The sequence below is a fragment of the Sorangium sp. So ce394 genome (genome assembly GCF_051474665.1).
In the GTDB taxonomy this organism is placed as follows: domain Bacteria; phylum Myxococcota_A; class Polyangia; order Polyangiales; family Polyangiaceae; genus Sorangium; species Sorangium cellulosum_D.
The window spans coordinates 5,079,112-5,100,962 of record NZ_CP150339.1 but is presented as its reverse complement, the minus strand read 5'-3'; the positions used below and the strand labels follow the sequence as shown (position 1 = coordinate 5,100,962).

The window sequence follows — 21,851 nt, the reverse complement described above, 5'->3', positions numbered from 1 at the left end:
CGCTCGGCGCGTGCAGCGGTGGATCCTCGTCGCGGTGATCGCTGGGCTCCACCTCGTGGCGTTCGCGATCGGCCTGTTCCTGCGCCGCCGCCGCCGGCGCCGCGCCGAAGCAGCGCGCGCCGCCGCCGCACCTCGCCGGGCTGACGCTGCGCGCGCCGCCGCCGCACCTCGCCGCGCGCAGCGCTGACGCTGCGCGCGCCTCGCCGCGATCGGCCGCGCTCAGCGCGCGAGCAGGCTGCGCAGCCGGTCGAGCGCCGCCGGGTGCGCCCGCACCGCGAGCCGGCCGCCGGCGTCGTCGTACTCCTCCGAGAGCACGCGCGCGTTCTCGTAGATCTCCCCGATGAGGCTCTGCTTCGCGTACGGCAGGAGCAGCTCCGCCTCCACCATCGACTGCTCGAAGAAGCCGATGATCGCCTCGCGCAGCGCCGCCACGTCGCCCGGGATCTTCGCCGACAGCAGCGTCGCCTCGGGGAACTCGAGGCGCAGCGCCTCCCGCTCCTCCTCGGAGAGCCGGTCCACCTTGTTGAGCAGGAGCCGGCTCGGCACCTCGCTCGCGCCGATCTCCGAGAGCACGCTGCGCGTCACCCCGAGCTGATCGCGGAACGTCGGGTCCGACGCGTCGGCCACGTAGAGCAGGAGCGACGCCTCGAGCGCCTCGTCCAGCGTCGACCGGAAGCTCGCCACGAGATCGTGCGGCAGCTTCTTGATGAAGCCGACCGTGTCCGAGACGAGGATCCGCGGGCGCACCTCCGGGTGGAGCGCGCGCACCGTCGTGTCGAGCGTCGCGAAGAGCTTGTCCGCCACGAGCACCTCGCTGCCCGTCAGCGCCCGCATCAGCGAGGACTTGCCGGCGTTCGTGTAGCCGACGAGCGCCACGCGGCGCTGCCCCTGCCGGAGCGCGCGGCGCGTCGACTGCTCGCGCTGGACCCCGGAGAGCTCCTGCTTCAGCTCCGCGATGCGGTCGCGGATCTTGCGCCGATCGAGCTCGAGCGCGCTCTCGCCGGCGCCCTTGCCGCCGATGCCGCCGCGCTGCCGGTCCCCGCCGCCGCCCGTCTCGCGGAGCCGCGGCGCCACGTAGTTGAGCCGCGCGATCTCCACCTCGAGCTTCGCCTCGCGGCTCCGCGCGTGGCGGTGGAAGATCTCGATGATCACGCCCGCCCGATCGAGCACCTGCGCGCCCGTCGCGCGCTCCAGGTTGCGCGCCTGGCTCGGCGAGATGTCGTGATCGACCGCCACGACCGTCGCCCTGCGCGCCTCCCGCCCGCCCGCGTCCGGCGCCGCGCCGCCGCCGTCCTCATCCGCGTCGTCGACCTCGTCCTCGCCGAGCTCGCCGTCGTCGCCTTCGCCGCTCTCGGCGGCCCGGCGCGCGCGCGCCTTGTTCTTCCGCTCCGGCGCGCCCGACGGCACGACGCCGCTGCCGCCCGTGAGCTCCGCGAGCTCCTTGAGCTTGCCTTCCCCGAGCACCGCGGCCGCCGCGAGCGCGCTGCGCCGCTGCGACACGGTCGCGATCACGTCGAAGCCGAGCGTGTGAACGAGGCGGCCCAGCTCGGCCAGATCCGCGGCGTGCTCGACATCGTCGACGCCGGGGAGCTGAACCCCGACGAGCACCGCGAGAGGACGTTCCTGTTGAGTCGTGGTCATACGGTGGTGTTTGAGGGCGGGAGCTTCGCCTCATCCCCCCCCGCGACGCAAGCCGCCACGCGCTCTCCGGCGCGCGCCCCGGGCCTCCCTGCGGCGTTCCCCGCGCTCCCCCCGGCCCTGCCACGACGCCGCGCAGGTCCCCCCTGACGCCCTTCTACCCCTCCGCCCGGCCGCCCCGTCTCCCCGTCTCCCGTCTCCCCTCTCCCGTCTGCGTCTGGCCTCCGCGTGCGCGTGCGCGTGCTCGTGCGCGAGCCGCTCCGGCATGACTTCGCCGCCCGCACGCCCTCACCCCCGCCCGCCGCTCACCCCCGCCCGCCGCGCTCGCTCCGCCTCACCGCCCTCGGGCCGCCTCGCGGTGCAGCCGCGCGGCCTCGATGGCCATCGACGCGAGGCGCCCGAGCTCCGTCGCGACGCTCGCGTCCTCCTGCCGGAGCTCGCGCTCCACCGCCCACAGGCTCAGCAGGCCGAGCCTGCGGCCGCGCGCCGCGAGCGGCACGAGGATCGCCGAGCGGGCGCCGAGCTCCCGCAGCGCGGCCAGGTGCTCCGGCCCGCGGGCGATCCGCTGCAGCCACGGATCGGTGACCAGCGGGATCAGCGTGGCCTCGCGGCGGGCCGCCGCCTCGGCCATGGGGCCGGCCTCGCTGAGCAGCAGCGGCGGGTGCTTGAGGAGCCGCGGCACGAGCGCCCGCGCCTCCGGCAGCCGCGCCGACGCGACGAGCCGCGGCAGGCCGCCGTCGTCGTGGTCGAGCGCGCACAGGTCCGCGAAGCGCTCGCCGCCGAGCCGCACCAGATGCTCGACCGCCGCGTCGTGATCGGCCGACTCCGCCAGCGCCGCGCTCGCCGCGACCAGGAGCTCGCGGCCGCGCTCGGCCTTCCGGGCCTCGGTCACGTCGTCGACGATCATCACGGCCGCGGTGATCCGCCCGTCGGCGTCGCGCACCGGCGTCGCGCTGAAGCTCCCGAGGCGGCGCTCCCCGTCGCCGCGGACGAACTCGAGCTCCTCGCGGGCGACCGTCTCGCCGCCGTGCAGCGCCCGGAAGAGCAGCCAGCGCGCGCGCTGGTCGTCGTCCGCCTCGCTGAGCAGCGTCCGCAGCGGGGCGTTGCTCGGGGTCTCCTCGGGGCCGCGGACGATCTCCGCGAAGCGCCGGTTGCTCAGCGCGATCGTGCCCCCCGTCCCCTCCGCGACGGCCACGCCGACCGGCAGCCGCTGGATCGCCGTCTCGAACCGGCCGCGCTCCGCGGCGAGCTGCTCGCGCAGCTGCGCCTGGGTCGCGAGCGCGGCCGCGCGCTCGGCCGCCTTCCGGAAGAGCAGCCGGTCCCCCTCCGAGAACTCGGACACGCGGCGCGAGCTCACGACCGCGACCCCGACGAGGCGCCCCTCCGACAGCATCGGCACGCCGTAGAGCGCGTGCAGCGCGTCGCTCGGGCGCTCGCTCTGCGCGCCCGACTCGGGCCCGGCCGCGCCGCCCCCGGCGTCGGTGGCCAGCGGATCCGGCGCCGCCGAGCGCAGCGCCACCGGGCGGCGCTCGCGCACCACGCGGCCGACGAACCCCTCGGCCAGCCGGTAAGCGCGCAGGCCCCAGAGCGCCTCGTCGACGCCCATGGCCGCGCGGATCCGCAGCACCTCGCCCTCGATCAGCAGCATCACCGCCCAGTCGACCGAGCGCGCCGACTCGAGCAGCACCTCGAGCAGCCGCCGCAGCAGCCGGTCGATGTGCACGCTGCCCATGCCCTCGGCCGAGACGCGATCGAGCGCCCCGAGCGCGCGCTCGCGGCCGGCGGCGCTCCGCGTGGCCGGATCGATGATCACCTGATCGAGCGCCTCGTGCAGGACGGTCATCTCGAGCCACGACGCCTGCGTGCCGGTCCGCTCGAGGAGCCGGAGCACGCAGCGGCGCAGCACCGAGTACTGGGCCGTCACGTCCTCCAGATCGAACCCGTCGCGGAGCCGGTCGAGCACGCGGAAGCCGAGCAGCGGCTCGGGGAAGTCGGTCGACAGCGACTCGACGCCGGTCCACGAGTCGCGCGCGTCGTCGCTCTGCGGCACGACCGCCGACGACACGGCCGCGTCGAGGCGCTCGGCGATGCGCTCGAAGACGGTGGGCAGCTCCTCGCGCAGCGCGAGGTAGCCCGGGGACTGCTCGCCCGGCGCGCGGCGCCGCTCGGCGCGCTCCCACGCCTCCAGGATCCCTGCGCCGTGGGTGCGGAGGAAGGCGGCGAGCGGCGACTTGGGAAGGTCTCTGGGAGCCATTCACGCGCTGGCCGGAGCCTAGGCCCTCTCAGTCTACGCCAGCCCGCGAGGGCGTAGATCCAGAAACGAACCGGACGCGGCCTTCAGCGCCGCCCGCCCCGCTCCCGCACGGACGGCGCGGCGCCGGGACCGAGCGCAGCGCCCGGTCGCTTCGATCGGCGCTCGGGCCGACGCTCGCCGCGCCCTTCCATAAGCGGTTGATGAAGCCGCGCGCGGTCGTTCGCGCGGGCACGGCCTCGCTCGCCCGCCGTCGCGCCGCCCTGCTTCAGCCCGCGCGCCTCGCGGGCCCGCGTGCGCTCGATCGCGCGCGGGCCCGCGAACGCCGCGCCAGCGCGAGCGCGCCGGCGGCCGAGAGCGCGAGCGCGAGCGCGCGCCGGCCGCCGGGCGGCGCGGCGGCGTCGGCGCTCGCCGCGCCCGGCGCGCCGAGCTTGCACCCGCACCCGCCCGCCTCCTCCGCGGGCCCCGCGGAGGATCCGCCGCTGCCGGCGCCGCTGCCGCTGCCGCTGCCGGCGCCACCGCATTGACGGGAGCCGATGGTGAGCTCGGTCGCGCCCCAGAGATCCGTGCAGGTCGAGGCCGCGCCGCTCTCCGGCGCGCACTCGATCGGGCCGCAGAGCCCGTCGAGGTGCAGGAGGGGCTCGAAGCTCTTTCCCTCGTCGATCGAGCGGCCGACGGTGAAGCCGTCGACGAACTCGTCGCCGCAGGCGAAGAGCGCCGCGTCGGTCCAGGTCAGGCACCGCGCGCCGATGCCCGACATCCTCGTGAACTCCAGCGAGCTCGCGGCCGCGCGCCAGATCCCGTCCTGCGGGCCGCCCACGAGCACGGTCGCCCCGTCCGGCGACAGCGCGAAGCCGAGGAGGTCGCCCTGGCTCTCGAACACCGTCGCGAAGCTCTGCCCGCCGTCGCGCGAGACGAGCAGCGCGTCGCTGGGATCGCCGTCGAGGCGCACGTAGATCGTGTCGGGGTCGGCGGGATCGATCGCGCCGATGTACGGCAGCCGCTTGTCGTCGCTCCCCGGGATGTCGAAGCGCTCCCAGGTCGCGCCGCGGTCGTCGGTCCGCTGCAAGGCCCCGGCGTAGTCCGGCCCGCCGAAGCGGCCGCTCAGGTAGATGCGGTCGCGGTTCGAGGGGGCCGCGTCGACCGTCTGCGCGAGGAAGTCCTCGGGCAGATCGGCGCTCGACTTGGTCCAGCTGTCCGCGTTGTCGCTCGTCTCCCAGAGCTGGGTCAGGAACCGCCCAGCCCCGAGCCCCGAGCTGATGACGAGCACGGCCCGCGAGGGGTCCTCGCGATCGGCGGAGAGGTCGATGACGTAGCTATCCGAGAGCTCGCCCGGGGCGAACGACCAGTCGCACCCGCCGTTCTTCGACGCGCTGAGCCCCTCGAAGACGCCGGCGATGATCGTCCCGTCGGCGAGGAACGCGACCATCGGGTCCTCGTTCCCGCCGAAGCCGACGACCGGCTCGCAGATCCAGCGCCACTCCTCGCCGCCGTCGCTCGTGGAGAGCAGGCCGTAGGTCGCGCGCACCAGGAGGCGCGACGGATCGCTCGGGTGGCTCGCGATGAGGCCCGCGGCCGGGAAGCGGCCGTTCGCCGAGGCCGGCGCGGCGAGCCCCAGCGCCGCGACCAGCGCCGCGGCCGACAGCGCGAGCCGGCGGCCCCGCGGCGCGCTCGTTCCCCTTCGCGGTCGAGGCGTCTCCTCTGCTGAGCTGTGCACGGGGCGGAAACTTAGTACACCTCGAACGAGAATTCCGCCTCGTCGATGAGGGACGCGGCCAGGGCGCGGAACTGCATGTCGTAGGTGCCGGTCATCGAGAACGGGACGTTGGCCACCTCGTACAGGCCCGGCTCGATCTCCACGGCGTCGTGCACGGACTCGTGCCGCATGCCGAGCATCGTCGAGTAGACGCGGAGCTTGATCCGCTGCACCGGCTTCCTCGAGTCGAGCCAGGTGAGCCGCACGTGGAAGGTGTTGGCGCCGACCGCGAGCGGCGCGGTCGACGCCACCGAGAACTCGATGCGCCCGTTCATGCCGGCGTCCAGCCGTCTCCCGGGATCCGGCTCCCACCCCTCGGCGCCGCAGCCCTGGAGCGCGAGGAGGGCGAGCGCCGCGACCGCCGCGAGCGCCGCGCGGCGTGCCCGCGCCCCGCGGCGCTCCCTGGGTGATCTCGTCGACGGCCGATCGCGCGGTTCAATCATGTCTCCCCCACACGTAACGGAGGCCTGCGGACAGGGCGGCGAAGGCGCCCTCGCTGCGGCCGATCCCCGCGATCGGCACGTCCACCTGGAGGTTGCCGACGGCGGTCCAGCGCGCGCTGACGTCGTGGGCCAGCACGGCGAGCAGCGCGGTCCGCTCGTGCGCGCCGCCCTTGCCCGGGCGGCCGGCCTGGCGCGCGTATCCCTCGCGCTCGTAGACGCCGCCCACGCTGAGCGAGGTGCCGGAGGCCCACACGGGCCCCGCCGCGGCGAGGAACTGCATGCGCGGCGCGGCTTGCACCTCGCGATCTCTCGCGGCGTAGTAGCTCGTGCGGACGCTGGTCGAGAAGGAGAACAGTGCCTGGAACGAGCCCCACGACTTCTCGAGGAGGATCCCCGGCCGGAACTCGGCCACGCCGAGGCCGGTCGTGTCCGCGCTGGCCGCGCCGAGGCCGATCGCGCCGGCGCCGCCCGTGCCCACGCCGGTCGCGCTGACGCCGACGGGCTCGATCGCGTCGTTCTGGCCGTGTCCGGTCGGGAGCGTCACGCCGAGCGTGAACGCGGCGGACGGGAGCCACGGGGACATGACGCCGTCGACGAGCGCGACCCGACCCGAGGCGCTGATGTCCCCGACGCCGCCGCCCGCGGCCGTGTCGCCGGGGCCGGCCCCGGCCCACGTGCGCAGCAGCGGGACGGAGATGCCGAGCTGGAGGCGCTCTCCGGCGCGCACCGTCCACCCGACGTCCGCCCGCAGCTCGCGGTGGTAGACGCCCTCGCCCTGCGTGGTGAAGTCCCGCGCCGGCGACCAGCTCCCGAGCTGCTCCGTGAACCGGAGCGAGAAGCTCGCCGCGGCGCGCTCCGAGGGCGCGAGCCACTGGGCGATCCCGTGCCCGGTCCCGCAGCAGGCCGACGCGCGCGCGGTGCCCGGAGACAACGCGAGCGAGAGGAGGAGCGCGGCGCCGGCGACGGCTCTGGGCAGCACGGCCGCTGCTATAGGCGACGCGGATGGCCGGCGACAATGCGTCATGTTGTCGCGCGGGAGGCGCCGCAGCGCGCTCGGGCCGCCCCTTTCCGGCGCGCCCTCGGCGCCGCGCGTCTCGCGCTGCCGCGGACGCTCCGCTGTCCGGCGCGCCCTCCGGCGCCGCGCGTCTCGCGCTGCCGCGGACGCTCCGCTGTCCCGCGCGGGCGCTCCGCCCCGGCGCGGGCGCTCCGCTGTCCGGCGCGGGCGCTCCGCTCCGGCGCGGCAGGATCAGCGGGCGAGCGCCTGCCGGTAGACCTGGACGTAGCGGCGCGCGGGCCGGTCCCAGCCGAGGTCGAGGCGCATGATGCGGCGCTGGACCGCGGGCCAGCGGGGCGACGTCAGGGCCGCGAGGGCTCGCTGCACGCCGCCGACGAGCGACGTGGCCGTCGGCTTGTCGAACAGGAACCCCGTGCCGGTCTCCAGGGCCGCGTCGAGGTCGACGATCGTGTCGACGAGGCCACCGGTCCGGCACGCCACCGGGGCGGCGCCGTAGCGCTGCGCGTACAGCTGCACGAGGCCGCACGGCTCGAAGCGCGACGGCACGACCACGAGGTCGGCCGCGGCCATGAGCCGGTGGACGACGGCCTCGCTCACGCCGCCGAGGAACTTCGCGCGCTCGGGCGCCTTGGCGGAGGCGGCGGTGAGCTTCTCCATGAGCTCGGGGTCGCCCTCGCCGGCCACGACGACGCTGACGTCGCCCTTCAGGATCTTCGGCAGGGCGCTCGCGAGCAGGTCGCTGCCCTTCTGCGCGACCACCCTGCCGATGGACACGAGCAGCGGCCGATCCGGCCGGATCTCGAGCCCGATCTCCTGGAGGAGCGCGCTCTTGCAGCGGCCCTTGTTGCTCACGTCCTCGGCGTCGTAGCGCGCGATGATGGCCGGGTCGGTCATCGGGTTCCAGACGGCGTAGTCGATGCCGTTGACGATGCCGGTCAGCTGGTTCGTCCGGGTGCGGAGCACGCCGTCGAGCCGCTCGCCTTGCTTGGGCGTGAGGATCTCGTTCGCGTAGGTGGTGGAGACGGTGGTGAGCGCGTCTGCGGCGAGGATGCCGCCCTTCAGGAAGTTGAGCTGGCCGTAGAACTCGAGCCGGTCCGGCCGGAAGTGGTCCTCGTCGAGGCCGAGGGCCCCGAGCGTGTCCTTGGGGAAGAGGCCCTGGTGGGCGACGTTGTGGAGGGTGAGCACGGTCCGACCGGGCACGGACTGCTGGTGGCGGAGCAGGTACGCCACCATGGCGGTGGGCCAGTCGTGGGTGTGGACGATGTCGAACGGCGCGCCGGACCTGGCGCGCTGGCGGACGAGCTCGACGACGGCGCGGGAGAACAGGGAGAACCGGCGCGCGTTGTCCTCGTAGTCGCGCCCTTCCTCGCCGTAGATGCCGGGCCGATCGTGGAAGCCGGGCACGTCGAGGACGATGAGCTCCACGCCCGTGCTGAGCCGCCCGTCGAAGAGCGTCACCTGGATCGGCCCGCCTGGCGACACCTTCGGGTCGACCTCGAGCGGCATCGGGGTGAGGCGGCGCGCCATCATCAGCCCGCTCGAATCGAGGGCCTGGTAGCGGGGCAGCGCGATCGTCACCTTGTGGCCGAGCAGCCGGAGCGCCTTCGAGAGCGACGACACGACGTCAGCCAGCCCGCCGACCTTGACGATGGGCGCGATCTCGGAAGCAGCGAAGAGGATGTCCATGCGGGCGCCGTGTGTAGCACGAACCGGGGGGCGCACGGGGCGGCTTCCGCACACCGGGGGCGGGGGCCGGGGGGCGGATCCGGCCCCTGCGACGGTCGGCCCGCTGCGCGTCAGCGGGAGTTCGCGCGTCGGTGCTCACTGAGTGTCGTCGTCATCGCTCTCGCTGGGAGATGCCCGGGTGCCCTGGCGGGCGCGGTACGCCTGCTCGGGATGGCTGGAGCTCTCGGGGTGCGTGCGCAGCAATCGCCCCTCGTTCACCATGGCTGACAAGTGGCGCTTGGTGAGATTGTCTGGCCGCATTCCGAGCAGGACTCCGAGCTCCGCCGGACGTAGCGCCCGCCAGGCACACAGCCGCTCGATCGCTGCCCGGAGCGGTCCCTGCCGTGGCCGCTCCCCGAGCGCCTCGATCATGGCGCTCAGGTCGTCCGGAAGCTCCGGTCGATCCGCCTCCAGCCCCGGTCGATCCGCCTCCAGCCCCGGTCGATCCGCCTCCAGCCCCGGTCGATCCGCCTCCAGCTCCGGTCGATCCCGAGCGCGCTCGTCCTGAGCGTGTGACCGTTGCTCGTCAGCAGACCGCGAGGAAACGTCCGTGTCATCCTGATCGCCGGCTCCAGCTGCTTCGGTTCCCTGCTCGCGAGTGCGCAGCTCGTAGAAGCTCGCCGCGCCTGCCGCGTGCAGCCTCAGGAGACCGCGATCGCGAAGTTTCCGGAGCAGCTGGCTCGCCCCCAACGTGTCCAGTCCTGAGATCTGCCGCATGCGAGCGTTGTCGATCCGGCCGTGCCGGTGCGCTTCGAGCAGCGCTCGGAAGTCCAGGTCCGTCAGCTCCTCGTCGGCGAGCGAGGCGACGAAGGTCCGATCCTCTGCCGTCAGCGTCGGCGTGTTGCGGAGCGTGATCCGGAACTCCCGCGGCGACGGCTCCAGCAGGGGCGCCGGCAAGAAGAGCCCCTCCATCTCCGCGAATATCCGCGGAATTCCCTCGCCCTGATCGCGCATGAAGCCAAGGTCGACAAGCGCGCGCACGGTACGCGGGTTCCTGCTCACGTGGACGCGACGCAGGCTGAGCAGATCCTCGAGGGCGATGTCGGGAACGAGCCCGCCCGGGTTGGTCACCTCGAGCCGGTCGTCGAAGAACCAGACCTCCGTGGTGCGTCCCTCCGTGGTGTAGTCCCGGTGCGCAACGGCGTTGAGGATCGCCTCTTTCCAGGAAAAATCCGGATATTCCGGTACCGCGCGGAAGCGGTTGCCGATGAGGCGCGAGGGCCGCCGGACGAGCCCGTCGATCGCCGCAAAGACCGCCGGCAGAACCTGGCCGAGGTTCCCCTCGATCCGCGGGCGCTCCTCGACGTTGTGCTCGGCGCCGAGCCGCCGCTCGGTACCGACCACCCGGAAGATCCGCACACCGGCGTTCGGATGATCCGGCCCATCGATCGCGAAGAGCAGCTCGGCCCCTCGGCGCAGCGCGATGTCGCGGCCCCGGCGATCTGCGAGCTTGCGTTTGAGGAGGTACTCCTCGTCGGAGATGGTCCCGAGGCCGCTGCCGGTCTTCGCGCGCGCGAGCAGCGCGGGATCGAGATCGGCCAGCGTCATGCGCGACGGACGAGACTCCCAGCTCTCGACGAGCCCGCGGAACTTCAGCCTCTGGATCTGCGATTCGCTGGCCTGCACCGTCTTGTCGCCGATGCGCAGTGGGAACCCATCGCCATCGACCTGCACCGGGACGTCGGAGATGGGTACGTCGAAGACCAGGAGCTCGACCCCCGCATGGTTGACGAGGAAGCCTTCGGGTTGAGGCGGGCGCAGGCGCGCTCGCGGCGTGTCGAGGATCGCGCGCACGGCGTCCGCCGGGTAGCGGTGGCCGGTCGAGGTTCCATCGTCCTCGAGGCCGAGGACGAGGACGCCTCCCTCCGCGTTGGCGAAGGCGGCGACGTACTCGGCCACCTGGTCGCGGACGCTCCGCCGGTCGCGAGGGCGCTTCTGCCCCTCCGGGCCTTCGAAGAGCGACTTCCGATCGAAGTGCTGACCTTCGTCCTGGCCGATGAACGGCCCGACCTCGAAGGGGGCACGCGTCACACCAGCCGCTCCTTCGCAGCGTCAATCCCGACGGTTGCCGCGACGGCGAGGGGTACCGGGAAAGTCGCGAAAGAAGGTGGAGCGTGCGGGCGGAGCATGAGCGCGCCTCGATTTGCGGCGGACCCATCGTAGTCCTGGCCGCTGGCGCTTGCACCGGAAGAAGTCGATGCGGCCAAGATGTGGGCCGGAGCAGCAGATGCTCATCGTGACAGGGCAGCGGGAGGCTCAGCTGAATCGCCCGCGACCCGTGAGGAACGAAGCCGCAGCACGAATCAGGGCGTCACACCACCCCCTCACCCCCCGCATCGGCAGCGCCGCCCCCGCCCTCGCCCGCCTCCTCCACCGCCTCCTCGTCGAGCTCCTCCTCCGGCTCCGCGCCCGCCTGCGCCGCGTGCGCCCGCGACAGGAGCCGCGGCGTGATCTGCTCGAAGTCGTCCCCGTGGAAGTAGTACCCGATCTTCCGGACATGCGCGTACCGCTGCACGACCAGCGTCCACAGCCGGTCTCGCGCGTCCTCCGCCGGCCCCTTCTCCCGCTTCTTCGGCTCCGCCCGCGCGCCGGTCGGGGTCAGGTTCTCGAGCAGCCACTCGCTCGTTCGCCCGAGCTTCTCGATCTCCTCCCGCGTGAACGGGTGCAGCCCCTTCAGCGCCTCCGCGTGCGCGGTGAACAGCGCCGCGAGCTCCATCCCGTCCCGGGCCGCGTCGTACTTGCCGGAGCCGGCCCGGATCTGCGCGACCCGCTCCCGGTCCAGCAGCCCCCGCCGGGCGAAGAGCTCCGCCTGGGTGAGCAGCTCCTCGCGCGGCCCGCTGATCTCCGCGAGCGCCTTCTCGATCTCCTTCGGGCTCGCGACCCGCGGCAGCGCCTCGCGCGAGGCGAAGAGCAGCGCACGGGCCATGTCCGGCAGCTCCTGCACTTGCTTCACCGGGATCTTCGGCAGGTGCTCGCGCACGGCCTGCACCTGCTCCTTCGTGCCGAGCACCGCCGCGACGCCGCGCTTCGCGTTCACGAGCACGAGACGCGGATCCGCGCGACAGACCTGCACCTCCTCGGCGCGGAGCTCCGCGCCGATGGGCTGGTAGTGCTTGTAGAGGGCCTGGTAGCTCAGGACCCGTTCCTCTCCCGCCGCACGCGCCGACGGGGCCTTTTCAGGTCGGTTGGTAGGTTTCGCCATGGTCGCCGAAGCTAACCAGGGTCGCTCATGGCACCAGATTCCCGGCACGAATCGGACACTCGGCGCTCCGCACCCACCCGCCGCAGCAGCAGGACATGCTCAACACACTCCCGCCGCGGCGTCCGGACACGCTCCGCACCCACCCGCCCCTGCGCCGGCACGCATCGGACCGCCGCCGCACACAAATTTGTAAGCTGAACTGCATACGGGAGTTCCTCCCGTACACATTTCTGAATGATGGCTTACTTCCAGGTGCAGTTTCGCAGACACTTCTGTATGATTTTTTACTTCAAACTCGACCCGCGCAGACCCTCCTGCATGTTGCGCTACTCCCAGGTGCCCCTGCGGACGCGCTCCTGCGCAACCGCCCGCTCCGAGACGCAGCCATGAAGACAGCGCTGCGCGCTGGCCGGCGCCCGGGTGTCGCCGCAGGGGTGGCGCTGCGTTCTCCGCGTGGAGCATCTTTCCACCCGCGCCGCATCCGCCGCCGGGGTCGTGCGCGGCGCAGACACGCCGTCCCGGCCTGTGTATCTTTACCTCGTGAGCAGCACACTTATCTTCCCCAGGCTCTCTTGGTCCCTCGCCCTCGTCGCCGCCGGCATCGCCTTGAGCTGTAGCGGCACGAACGACGGCGATTCCTCCTCCCAGGGCTCCGGCGCCTCGAGCGGCATCAGCGGAAGCGGCGGCGGCGCGACCACCAGCGGCGGCGATGCGACGGGCAGCGGCGGCGAGGAGCCGATCTTCGTCGGCAGCGGCGGCGGCCTGCTCGCCACCAGCGGGAACGGCGGCGCCGGCGGCAGCTGCCAGCAGCTCGACATCGCCTTCGAGCCGCAGACGCCGACCGTCATGATCGTCGTCGATCGCTCCGGCAGCATGTACGACAGCGGCTTCTGGGACCCGCTGAAGACGGCCGTGCTCAACGTGGTCGAGAGCCTGCAGGCGAAGGTGCGCTTCGGGTTCCTCACGTTCACCGGGATCGCCCCGGATCAGTGCCCGCTGCTCGCCGGGACCGACGCCATCGCCCTCAACAGCCACGCCGACATCGCGGCCGCGTACGAGTTGGCCTCCATGCGGCCGGGCCAGAAGCTCGAGACGCCGACCGGCATGACGTTCAACGAGACGATCATCCCCGATCTCCTCGCGTTCGGAGAGCCCGGCCCCAAGTACATCCTCTTCGTCACCGACGGCGAGCCCGATCGCTGCGACGACGGGCCCTCCGTCTGCGCGCGCGACGACGTCGTAGGCGCGGTGCAGTCGGCGTACGAGCAGGGCATCGGGACGTTCGTCTTCGGCCTCGGCGACGGCGCGTTCGCCGAGCACCTCCAGGACCTCGCGAACGCCGGCGCCGGCCAGCCGGTCCGGCGACCGCAGAACACGACCCAGTCCTGCTTCACCGGCGCCGGCACCTACGCCGACGTGGGCGGCACCGCGATGTACTACACGCCGGACCCCACCAACGCGAACGCCCTGGAAAACGAGCTCAACGCGGCCATCTCCGGCGCCAAGAGCTGCACGTTCGACCTCCAGGGCTCGATCGCGGTCGATCTCGATCACGCGTCGGAGGGCCAGGTGCTCATCGACGGCATGCCCGTGCCCTACGACGCGCAGAACGGCTGGACCATGGAGAGCCCCACCCAGCTCGTCCTCGTCGGCGACGCCTGCGAGAAGCTCAAGGCCGCGACGCAGGGCATCTCGTTCAACTTCCCCTGCGAGATCATCGACCCCCGCTGAGCGACGCGCCGCCGCGCGCTCGACGCCGCGCGCGCCGCGCACGCCGGCGGCGCCTTTTCCGCGCACGCGGGCGGCGCTTTTGCTAAAGCCGTACGCCAACCTCGACCCATGACCAGGATCAGCGCGCGGGAGCTCGCCGGGACGAGCGGCCCCTTCGGCCGCGGCACCCAGGTGGTGCGGCCGGAGGAGGTGCCGGAAGGGTCGGTCGTCACCGTGCTCCGCGTGCCGCCCGAGTCGGCGGGCATGCGGCTCGACCGGTTCGTGCAGTCGCAGCTCAAGCGGACCAGCCGCACGCGCGCCGCCGAGATCGTCGCCCGCGGCGCCTACTCGCCCGAGGCGCGGCGCCTGCGCGGCAGCGATCGCGTGCGGCCGGAGCAGTGCATCCTCCTCTGGCGCGCGCCGTGGGACGAGCAGGCGCCCGACACGGCGATCCCGGTGCTCCACGAGGACGACGCGCTGCTCGCGGTGAACAAGCCGCCGAGCCTGCCCGTGCACCCCACGGCGCGCTACCACAAGAGCACCGTCATCAAGATGATGGAGGCCGCGCGCCCCGGAGAGCGGCTGTTCCTGGCGCACCGGCTCGATCGCGAGACGAGCGGCGTGCTCCTCCTCTGCCGCACGCCCGAGGCCGATCGGACGGTGAAGGCGCAGTTCGAGGAGCGCACCGGCGTCCTCAAGCGCTACGTGGCGATCGCCTGGGGCTGGCCCGAGCGCGACGACTTCCGCGTCGAGCTGCCGCTCGAGCTCGACACCGGGAGCCGCTACAAGGTGAAGATGCGCGTCGCGCCGCCGGGCCGCGGCCTCGCGTCGGCCACCGCCTGCGAGGTGCTAGGCCGCCGCGCCGACCCGCTCACCGGCCGGCGCTACTCCATGATCCAGTGCACCCTCGAGACCGGCCGGCAGCACCAGATCCGGGTCCACCTCGCGTCGAGCGGCCTGACGCTCGTGGGCGACAAGCTCTACGGGCCGGACGAGGGGCTGTTCGCGCGCGGCGCCGACGGCGAGCTCACCGACGACGACCGCCGCGCGCTCGAGCTCGACCGCCACGCCCTCCACGCCGCGCTCCTGGAGCTCACGCATCCGGCGACAGGCGAACGCGTGCGCATCGAGGCGCCGCTCTCGGACGATCTGCGCACCTTCTGGGACGCGCTCGACGCTTGATCGGCGCCGATCGGCGCTTGATCGGCGCGCCAATGGGTGGACGACGACGATCGCGGCGGGCGAGCGGCCGCGGATCTTGTGCCGTCGCGCCGACTTACGTACGATGGCCCGGATGACGCGTGCGCGAGACGACCTCGAGGCGCTGCGGGATCCAGCGCTTCGGTCCACACCGCTCGAGGCCGAGAGCACCGCCCAGAGCACGACGTCCGGTCCGGTCGAGACCGGTCCGGAAGAGACACGGCAAACCGCTGGGGCGCCCGCTCCGGAGGAGCGCCCGCGCGCGGAGGGCGAGCCCCCCGAGACGGACCGGCCGCAGCAGGCGGGCGCGGAGCAGGCGAGCGCGGAGCAGCCGGGCTCGGAGCGGATGGAGCCGGCCTCGTCCGCCAGCGTCGGGCCGCTCTCCGTCGAGCCGCGCTCCCGGGGCGACGAGAGCCTGGATCGGGAGCGCTACGAGCGGTACGCGATGCCGGCCAGCGACCTCCCCGCGGCGAACGTGCAGGCCTTCCGCGGGGACGCGGGCGGGGTGCTCGCGATCGTCCGGCGCGCCGTGCAGTCCGTGACGCGCGATCCGGCGCGCCACCGGCGCCGGCTGCCGAAGTCTCGCTTCGACGCGATCCGCAGCTTGCCGGAGCTCGCGATGGCGCTCGACTACGCGGTGGCGCGGATGCAGCCCGAGAGCGCGCCGCCGGCCGAGGTGACGGAGCGGCTCGACCAGCTCTACGAGGCGCTGCGCCCGACGCTCGCGGCGGCCGAGGCCTGCTTCCCGCGCGGCATCGTCCCGGAGACCTACGGCATCGTCCGCCGCGCGCTCGTCGCCGGCGATCCCGCGAGCGCGGCGGCCACCATCACCAACCTCATCCTGGACCGGTGGAACCACGTGCAAGGCCGGATCTCCCTCACCCGCGACGAGGTGACCCGGATCAACGGCACCGCGAAGTGGCTGCTCAGCAACACCCGCGCGCCGGAGCGCCTCGACTCGCGCGACATCCGCGATCGGCTGTGGTCGCTGCTGCGCGAGCGCTACGAGCAGCTCCGCGCGATCGCCCAGGAGGTCTCCGGCGACGACTCGCGCGACTACGCCCCCGAGCGCCTCGCCGCAGACTGAACACCTCCCCCACCCCGCCGTAGGCCCCCGGGGAGGGGGCCGGGCCGCTCTTCGTAACCACGGCCTACATCGCGACAGACACCTTGGTCTGCGATGGAGACGAGTGCACGCCCGCGGGCATGTTGGCGTTCGTGCCGTTGTGCGCGGTCATGCACGTCTGGAAGACGACCGGCTGCCCCTCCACCTTGACCTTCGCCGACCCCTGCTTGAACTGCACGGGGCCCTTGATCGTGCCGGAGACCACGCCGCCCGCCGCCCCGGCCTCGTCGCCGGCGCTCATCGGGATCACCGTCTGCTTGGTGATCACCGGCTGGTTCAACACCTTCACCTTCTTCGCGCAGGTCCCCGGGTTGGCCTGCACGAGCTGCGCGGTGTTCGGGTAGGGCACCGGCACGGGCGGGGCCGGCGGCGCCGGGGTCTTGCACGTGTCCGGGAAGGCCTCGCACGTCCCTCCCTGCCTCGTCGCGATGGGAAACATCGGCCCTCCTCCGCTCACCCGAGGTGGATGCGCTTGCCGTCGATCTTCACGTCGTCCTCGGCCTCGATCGAGGCGTGACCCCCCTTGACCGAATAGGCCCCGGAGACGCGCGCGCGCACGCGCCCGGCCAGGAGCTCGTCGAGGTCCTCGACGCGGCGGAAGGAGCGCTTGAGCCGCTCGAAGACGTGGGCCGCGACCGTCTCCATCCGGTCCGCCACCACCTTCACCTGCTCGACCGCCGCCGAGAGCTGGACGCCTCGATAGCTCGCCTCCGCGAAGAGCACCTCGGCCCGCTCGCCGACGAGCTTCAGCGCGCGGGCGCCGAGGCGCGCCTCGGTCTGCCCCAGCGCGAGCGACGGCCGCGCGCCCGCCTCCCCGTCGCCGGCCTCGAGCGTCACCCCGCCCGCGCCGCGGCACCGGATCGCGCCCCCGGCGACGAGATCGATGTTCCCCTGCGGCGCGGCGAGCGCGAGATCGCCGACGGGCACGGAGAGCAGGCCGCGGCCGAGATCGGGGCGATACTCGAAGACCAGGCGCCCGCCCGGGTCGCGCACCTCGATGCGCTCGCGCTCGCCGTCGGCGGACACGGCCGCCGAGGCGCCGGACCGCGTGGTGAGCCGCCGCTCCGAGGCAGGGACCGCCTCGTCGCCGAGCACACCGACGACGTAGCAGCGCTCGAGGTCCTCTCCGGTCACCAGCACAGGATGACCCGCCTCGAGCCGGGGCAGCGGGGACATCGCCACCACCGCGCTCAGCTCGAGGGCGCGGCCCTCGTGCTCGACGCGCACGACGCATCGCCGCTCGCTCGCGACCTCGACCACGGCGGCGCGCCTCACGTAGCTCGCGGTCGCTTCCTTCGGGCTCACGCTGGACAAGGCAGGCTTCGACATCGTCCCTCCGCTTCGGGTGACTACGCGCTGGGCGGCTGCCAGTCCTCGGCAGCGGCCAGCTCCGGATCGGTGCCCCGGGCCTGCTCGCGGTCCGCGAGCGCCCAGAGCGCGCCGGGATCGTCGATCCGGTGCAGGTTGGCGCCCGCCACGTCGGCCTGCGCGAAGTCCGCGTCCGCGAGCCGCGCGTGCGAGAGATCGGCGTAGCCCAGCCGGGCCCTGCAGAAGAGCGCGCGCGGGGCGTCGGCGCGCACCAGGATGGCCTCGCGCAGATCGGCCCCGGTCAGGTTCGCGCCCCCGAGCGCCGCGCCCTCGAGGTACGCCCTGCGGAGGTTCGCCTCGCGCAGGTCGGCCTGCTGCAGCTTGCTCCCGCTGAAGTTCGCGGCCCCGGCGTCGGCGCGGCTCATCGCCGCGCGGTGGAGCGCAGCGCCGCTCGCGTCCGCGCGGGTCAGCGTGGCGCCGTGCAGCCGCGCGCCCGTGAGATCGGCGCCGGAGAGATCGGCGTCGGTGAGATCGGCGCCCGACAGGTCGGCGCCGCGGAGGTCGGCGCCCGCGAGGCGGCAGCGCACGAAGGCGTTGGCCTCGAGCTTGACCTTCGAGAGATCGGCGCCCGTGAGATCGACGCCCGTGAGCCTGGCCCGCCGGAGATCGGCGCCCGCGAGCTTCGCGCCCGCGAGCCTGCTCGTCAGCAGGCGGGCGCCGGCGAGGATCGCGCCCTCGAGGACGGCGCCGCTCGCGTCGCACCCGTCGAGCACCGCGCCCTGGAGGCTCGCGCGCGAGAGCTTCGCGCCGGTGAGCGTGCCGTCGGTGAGCGCCGTCCGGTCGAGGACGGCGTCGGTCAGGTCGGCCCTCGTGAGATCGACGCCCTCCGCCGAGATCCCGCGCAGCTCGGCGCCGGCGAGGATCGCGCCGGTGAGGTCGGCCCCGTCCAGGATCGCGCCGTCGAGCCTGGCGCGCGAGAGCTTCGCCGCCGACAGCGAGGCCTTGGCGAGCCGCGCCCGCCGGAGGTCGGCGCCGCCGAGGTCGCAGCCGCGGAGGTCGGCGCCGGTGAGATCGACGCCCGCGAGCTTCGCGTCCGCGAGGTCGCTCCCCGCGAGCTCGGCCCGGGCGAAGCTGCCGCCGGTGAGATCCATGCCGCGGAGGTCGCAGCGCGCGAGCCGGCCGCCGCCGTGATCGCCCGCGAGCGCGCCGAGCGCGGACAGCGACGCGCCCCCGAGCCGGAGGCGGTCGACCCGCGCGCCCGCGAGCGGCGGCGCCGCGGGCGTGACCTCGACGAGGGCGGCGCCGTCGAGGTGCGCTCCGCGGAACGACGCGCCGCCGAGGTCGCAGCGCTCGATCCGGACGGCGCGGAGGGTCGCGCGGTCGAGGCGCGCCGCGGAGAGGTCGCAGCCCGAGAGCGCGGCCTCCGCGAGGTGCGCGCCGGAGAGATCCGCGCCGGCGAGGTTGCCGTCGCTGACGGAGGCCCGGTCGAGCCGCGCTCCCTCGAGCGACGCCGCGGTGAGGGTGCAGCGCTCGAGGATGGCGCCGGTGAGATCGGCGCCGGCGAGCCGCGCCCCGGCGAGATCGACCCCCTCGAGCACGGCCCCCTGGAGCCGCGCGCCCGTGAGATCGGCGCCCCCGAGGTCGAGGAGCCGGCGCTGCAAGCCGCGCACGCCCGCGCCGGCGAGCGCGTCGACCTGCTCGCGCGCGAGCCCGGCGGCGTCGAGCGGGACCTCCACGACGGCCTCGCGATCCACCGCCACATCGAGCGAGCTGAAGACCGCGCCCGCGAGATCGGCGCCCGCGAGCTTCGCGCCGTGGAGGTCGCACGAGATGAACATCGCCCCCGCGAGCCGCGCCCCCGAGAGATCCGCGCCGGCGAGGCGGACGCGGTGGAGCGCCACCTTCTCGAGGGGCGCGCCGCGCAGGTCGGCGCCGGCGAGATCGATCTCCGGCAACACCGGAGGGCCCGGCGCCGGGCTCGCGCGGAGGCGGTCGAGCAGGGCCGCCACGTCCTTGCCGGGGGCGACCGCGGTCATCCCGCGCTCCGCCCGGCGAGCTTCGTCGCCTTCAGGTTCGCGCCGTCGAGCCGCGCCTCGGCGAGGATCGCGTCGAGCAGCTCGCACCCGTACAGGTTCGAGCCGCGGAGGTCGGCGCGGGTCAGGTTGGCCTGCTCGAGCGTGGCCTGGAACAGGTTGACCGCGGTGAGCAGCGCCGCGTCGAGCTTCGCCTTGCTCAGGTTGGCGTGCTTGAGGACGGCGCGGTGCAGGTTCGCGCCCGACAGGTCGGCGCCCGAGAGATCGGCGCGGATCAGGGTCGCGCCGCGCAGATCGGCCTCGCGGAGCGACGCGCCGGTCCAGCTGGAGCCGTCGGCCCTCGCCGCGCGGAGATCGACGCGCCGGAACGACGCGCCGTCGACGGCGCGCGCGCCCGTGAGATCGGCCTCCGCCATGGAGACGCGCTCGCCCGAGGCGCCGTAGAGGGAGGCCTCGCGCAGCGACGCGCCGCCGAGCTGCGCGCCGTCCAGCGCGCAGCCCGTGAGATCGGCCGCGTCGAGCGAGGCGCCGCGCAGGTCGGCGGCGGTGAGCCTCGCGCCGCGGAGGCGGGCCCCTCGGGCGTTCGCCCCGCGCGCCCGGACCTCCGCGAGGTTGGCGCCGCCGAGCTCGGCCTCGCGCAGCGACGCGCGCTCGAGGTTCGCCTGCGCGAGCGTGGCGCCCGTGAGATCGGCCTCGTCGAGCCTGGCGCCCGGGAGCGCCGCGCCGCGGAGGCCGGCCTCCGAGAGGTTGGCCGCGGAGAGGTCCGCGCCCGTGAGATCGGCGCCGAAGAGCTCGGCCTGGACGGCGACGGCGCGCGCGAGCGAGGCGCGCGTGAGATCGGCCCGCTCGAGGCGGGCGCCCGTCAGATCGGCGCCGTCGAGGCGGGCCTCTCGGAGGCGCGCGCCCGTGAGATCCGCGCGCGTGAAGGCGAGCCCGCGCAGGTCGAGCTCCGACAGATCGAGGCCCGCGAGCCTCGCGCCGGCGAAGCTCCGCCCGCCCTTCGCGCGCGCCGCGACCTCCTCGCGCGTGAGCGCCGCCGCGGCGGCGGACCGGTCCTCGGGCCGCGCCGGCTCGTCGAGCAGCGCGGGATCGTGGCCGTGCTCGACGAGCAGCCGCCGCGTCTGCTCGCGCGAGTCGCGCTCGAGCCGCGCCGCGGCCTCCGGATCGTGCCGCAGCTCTCCGATCACGATCGCGAGGAACGCGTCGGGCGAGGTGACGCCGCGCAGCCGCTCGATCACGTCGCGCGGGATCCCGGATTTCTCGAGCATCGCGCGCGCCTGCTCGAGCCCGGCGATGATGTCGGGGTCGACGTCGCCGGGCTTGCCCGGCTCGCCGTCGGGCGCGCCGGGCACGCCGGACGCGCGCGGCTTCGCGGCGACCTCGGGCGCCTCCGGGCGCCGCCACCACGCGGGCTCGCGGTAGCGAGAGGCCGGGAGCGGCGGCTCCGCGAGCGGCTCGGCGACCAGCAGGATCCGGCGGAGCTCGTCGTGAGCGCGCGACGCGATCGGGGTGAGGCCGCGCCAGACGAGGGCGAGCCGGCCCGCGTCCATGTCGATCCACAGCGTGTCGAGGTGGAGCGGCACCTCGCGGATCTCGGCCCTGCCGCGCGCCGCGGCCTCCACGAAGCAGCGCGCGCGCAGGCCGGGCAGGCGCGATTCGTAGCGCGGGAGCTCGGGGTGCAGGTTCTCGAGCGCGATCGCCTCGTCGCCGCGCAGATAGCCCGCGATCTGCTGATCGTGCGGGGCGGCGTTGAAATAGCCCCAGTCGAAGTCCTCGGGGAGGCCGGGCCAGCGCTCGGTCAGCCAGCGATCGTCGTAGGTGCCGACGCCGGCGGTGCGCTGCGCCCACGTCCGCTCGATCGGGCCGAAGCCCGCGGGGTCCGGGGTCTGCCGCGGCGAGTCGATCAGGCTGCCGGGCAGCTCCAGGTTGGGCAGCGGCCAGCGCTCGACGCCGGCGGCGGTCTTGACCTTGCCGCGGCCGCGCCCGAGCGGGTTCTTCGCGAAGCCGTCGCCGCCGAAGCTCAGCTCGTACCGGAGCGGCATCGCGTGGAACGGCCGCGGCTCGGTGGCGACCTCGCCGTCCCAGACCCGGTCGCCGATCACCGCGATCCGCTTGCGGAGGCGGCCGACCTCCAGCGCGGCGTACGAGACCCGCTGCGCCTCGCCGCGGGGCGTGCGGCAGGTGCCGACCAGGAGGACGTCGGCGCGCGGCTTGAAGTAGGCGAAATCGGAGGCGTAGACGAGGCTTTTCCCGGGGTCGCCGTCGAGGTGGCGATCGCCCTCGAGCAGGAGCCGATCGCCCGGCGCGGCGAGCGCGGCCGGCGCGTTCGGGGCCAGCGTGAAGGTGCCCTTGACGATCACCGTCAGGCTGGGCGCAGGCGGTCGCACCCGGCCCACGAGCCAGCCGAGCTTGAGACCGGTGTCGTTGAGGATCTCCACGCGCGG

General features: G+C 74.2%; 16 protein-coding genes. 4 read left to right on the top strand and 12 right to left on the bottom strand.

Annotated features, from left to right (window positions below; translation table 11 throughout):
• Positions 1 to 10: 10 nt before the first annotated feature.
• Positions 11 to 187 carry a hypothetical protein gene (locus WMF33_RS18770; protein ID WP_020735772.1) on the top strand — a complete coding sequence of 59 codons (177 nt, stop codon included), beginning with the start codon at positions 11 to 13 and terminating at the stop codon, positions 185 to 187.
• A gap of 32 nt (positions 188 to 219) precedes the next feature.
• Here WMF33_RS18770 and hflX read toward each other — a convergent pair whose 3' ends face one another.
• From hflX to WMF33_RS18730, 8 genes are all read right to left on the bottom strand, one after another.
• Complete coding sequence (gene hflX, locus WMF33_RS18765; protein ID WP_437338409.1) at positions 220 to 1,641, bottom strand: GTPase HflX; 1,422 nt, start codon at positions 1,639 to 1,641, stop codon at positions 220 to 222.
• Positions 1,642 to 1,972: 331 nt separating this feature from the next.
• The gene (locus WMF33_RS18760; RefSeq protein ID WP_437338408.1) at positions 1,973 to 3,892 is read right to left on the bottom strand and encodes a GAF domain-containing protein; all 1,920 of its coding nucleotides are present in this window, start codon (positions 3,890 to 3,892) and stop codon (positions 1,973 to 1,975) included.
• 265 nt (positions 3,893 to 4,157) lie between these two features.
• Positions 4,158 to 5,606, bottom strand: coding sequence for a WD40/YVTN/BNR-like repeat-containing protein (locus WMF33_RS18755; RefSeq protein ID WP_437338407.1), 1,449 nt, complete (start codon positions 5,604 to 5,606; stop codon positions 4,158 to 4,160).
• An 11-nt stretch (positions 5,607 to 5,617) separates the two neighbouring features.
• Positions 5,618 to 6,088: a FixH family protein gene (locus WMF33_RS18750; protein ID WP_437338406.1), complete on the bottom strand. Its 471-nt coding sequence runs from the start codon at positions 6,086 to 6,088 to the stop codon at positions 5,618 to 5,620.
• On the bottom strand, positions 6,081 to 7,067 hold the full coding sequence (locus tag WMF33_RS18745) for a hypothetical protein (protein ID WP_437338405.1): 987 nt from the start codon (positions 7,065 to 7,067) through the stop codon (positions 6,081 to 6,083). Before WMF33_RS18745 ends, WMF33_RS18750 begins: the two co-directional genes overlap by 8 nt.
• Before the next feature lie 267 nt (positions 7,068 to 7,334).
• Complete coding sequence (gene glgA / locus WMF33_RS18740; protein ID WP_437338404.1) at positions 7,335 to 8,789, bottom strand: glycogen synthase GlgA; 1,455 nt, start codon at positions 8,787 to 8,789, stop codon at positions 7,335 to 7,337.
• A gap of 135 nt (positions 8,790 to 8,924) precedes the next feature.
• Positions 8,925 to 10,859: an ATP-binding protein gene (locus WMF33_RS18735; RefSeq protein WP_437338403.1), complete on the bottom strand. Its 1,935-nt coding sequence runs from the start codon at positions 10,857 to 10,859 to the stop codon at positions 8,925 to 8,927.
• Positions 10,860 to 11,139: 280 nt separating this feature from the next.
• On the bottom strand, positions 11,140 to 12,030 hold the full coding sequence (locus tag WMF33_RS18730) for a hypothetical protein (protein WP_437338402.1): 891 nt from the start codon (positions 12,028 to 12,030) through the stop codon (positions 11,140 to 11,142).
• A gap of 540 nt (positions 12,031 to 12,570) precedes the next feature.
• Here WMF33_RS18730 and WMF33_RS18725 point away from each other — a divergent pair.
• The 3 genes from WMF33_RS18725 (at position 12,571) to WMF33_RS18715 (ending at position 16,027) form a co-directional block, all read left to right on the top strand.
• Positions 12,571 to 13,761, top strand: a complete 1,191-nt coding sequence (locus WMF33_RS18725; RefSeq protein WP_437338401.1) for a vWA domain-containing protein — start codon at positions 12,571 to 12,573, stop codon at positions 13,759 to 13,761.
• A gap of 108 nt (positions 13,762 to 13,869) precedes the next feature.
• Positions 13,870 to 14,922 carry an RluA family pseudouridine synthase gene (locus WMF33_RS18720; RefSeq protein ID WP_437338400.1) on the top strand — a complete coding sequence of 351 codons (1,053 nt, stop codon included), beginning with the start codon at positions 13,870 to 13,872 and terminating at the stop codon, positions 14,920 to 14,922.
• Positions 14,923 to 15,034: 112 nt separating this feature from the next.
• A complete protein-coding gene (locus tag WMF33_RS18715) occupies positions 15,035 to 16,027 on the top strand; it encodes a hypothetical protein (RefSeq protein ID WP_437338399.1) in 993 nt (330 codons plus the stop codon).
• Positions 16,028 to 16,091: 64 nt separating this feature from the next.
• Here the strand turns inward: WMF33_RS18715 and WMF33_RS18710 are convergent, their stop codons facing one another.
• From WMF33_RS18710 to WMF33_RS18695, 4 genes are read right to left on the bottom strand one after another with little or no spacing between them, the layout of a single operon-like run.
• Entirely contained in the window at positions 16,092 to 16,505 is a 414-nt protein-coding gene (locus WMF33_RS18710; RefSeq protein ID WP_061624628.1) for a PAAR-like domain-containing protein, read from the bottom strand.
• A gap of 14 nt (positions 16,506 to 16,519) precedes the next feature.
• Positions 16,520 to 17,395, bottom strand: coding sequence for a DUF3540 domain-containing protein (locus WMF33_RS18705; protein ID WP_437338398.1), 876 nt, complete (start codon positions 17,393 to 17,395; stop codon positions 16,520 to 16,522).
• Positions 17,396 to 17,415: 20 nt separating this feature from the next.
• Positions 17,416 to 19,410 carry a pentapeptide repeat-containing protein gene (locus WMF33_RS18700; RefSeq protein WP_437338397.1) on the bottom strand — a complete coding sequence of 665 codons (1,995 nt, stop codon included), beginning with the start codon at positions 19,408 to 19,410 and terminating at the stop codon, positions 17,416 to 17,418.
• Positions 19,407 to 21,845: a DUF2169 family type VI secretion system accessory protein gene (locus WMF33_RS18695; RefSeq protein WP_437338396.1), complete on the bottom strand. Its 2,439-nt coding sequence runs from the start codon at positions 21,843 to 21,845 to the stop codon at positions 19,407 to 19,409. The genes WMF33_RS18700 and WMF33_RS18695 overlap by 4 nt, the downstream gene beginning before the upstream one ends.
• Positions 21,846 to 21,851: the final 6 nt, after the last annotated feature.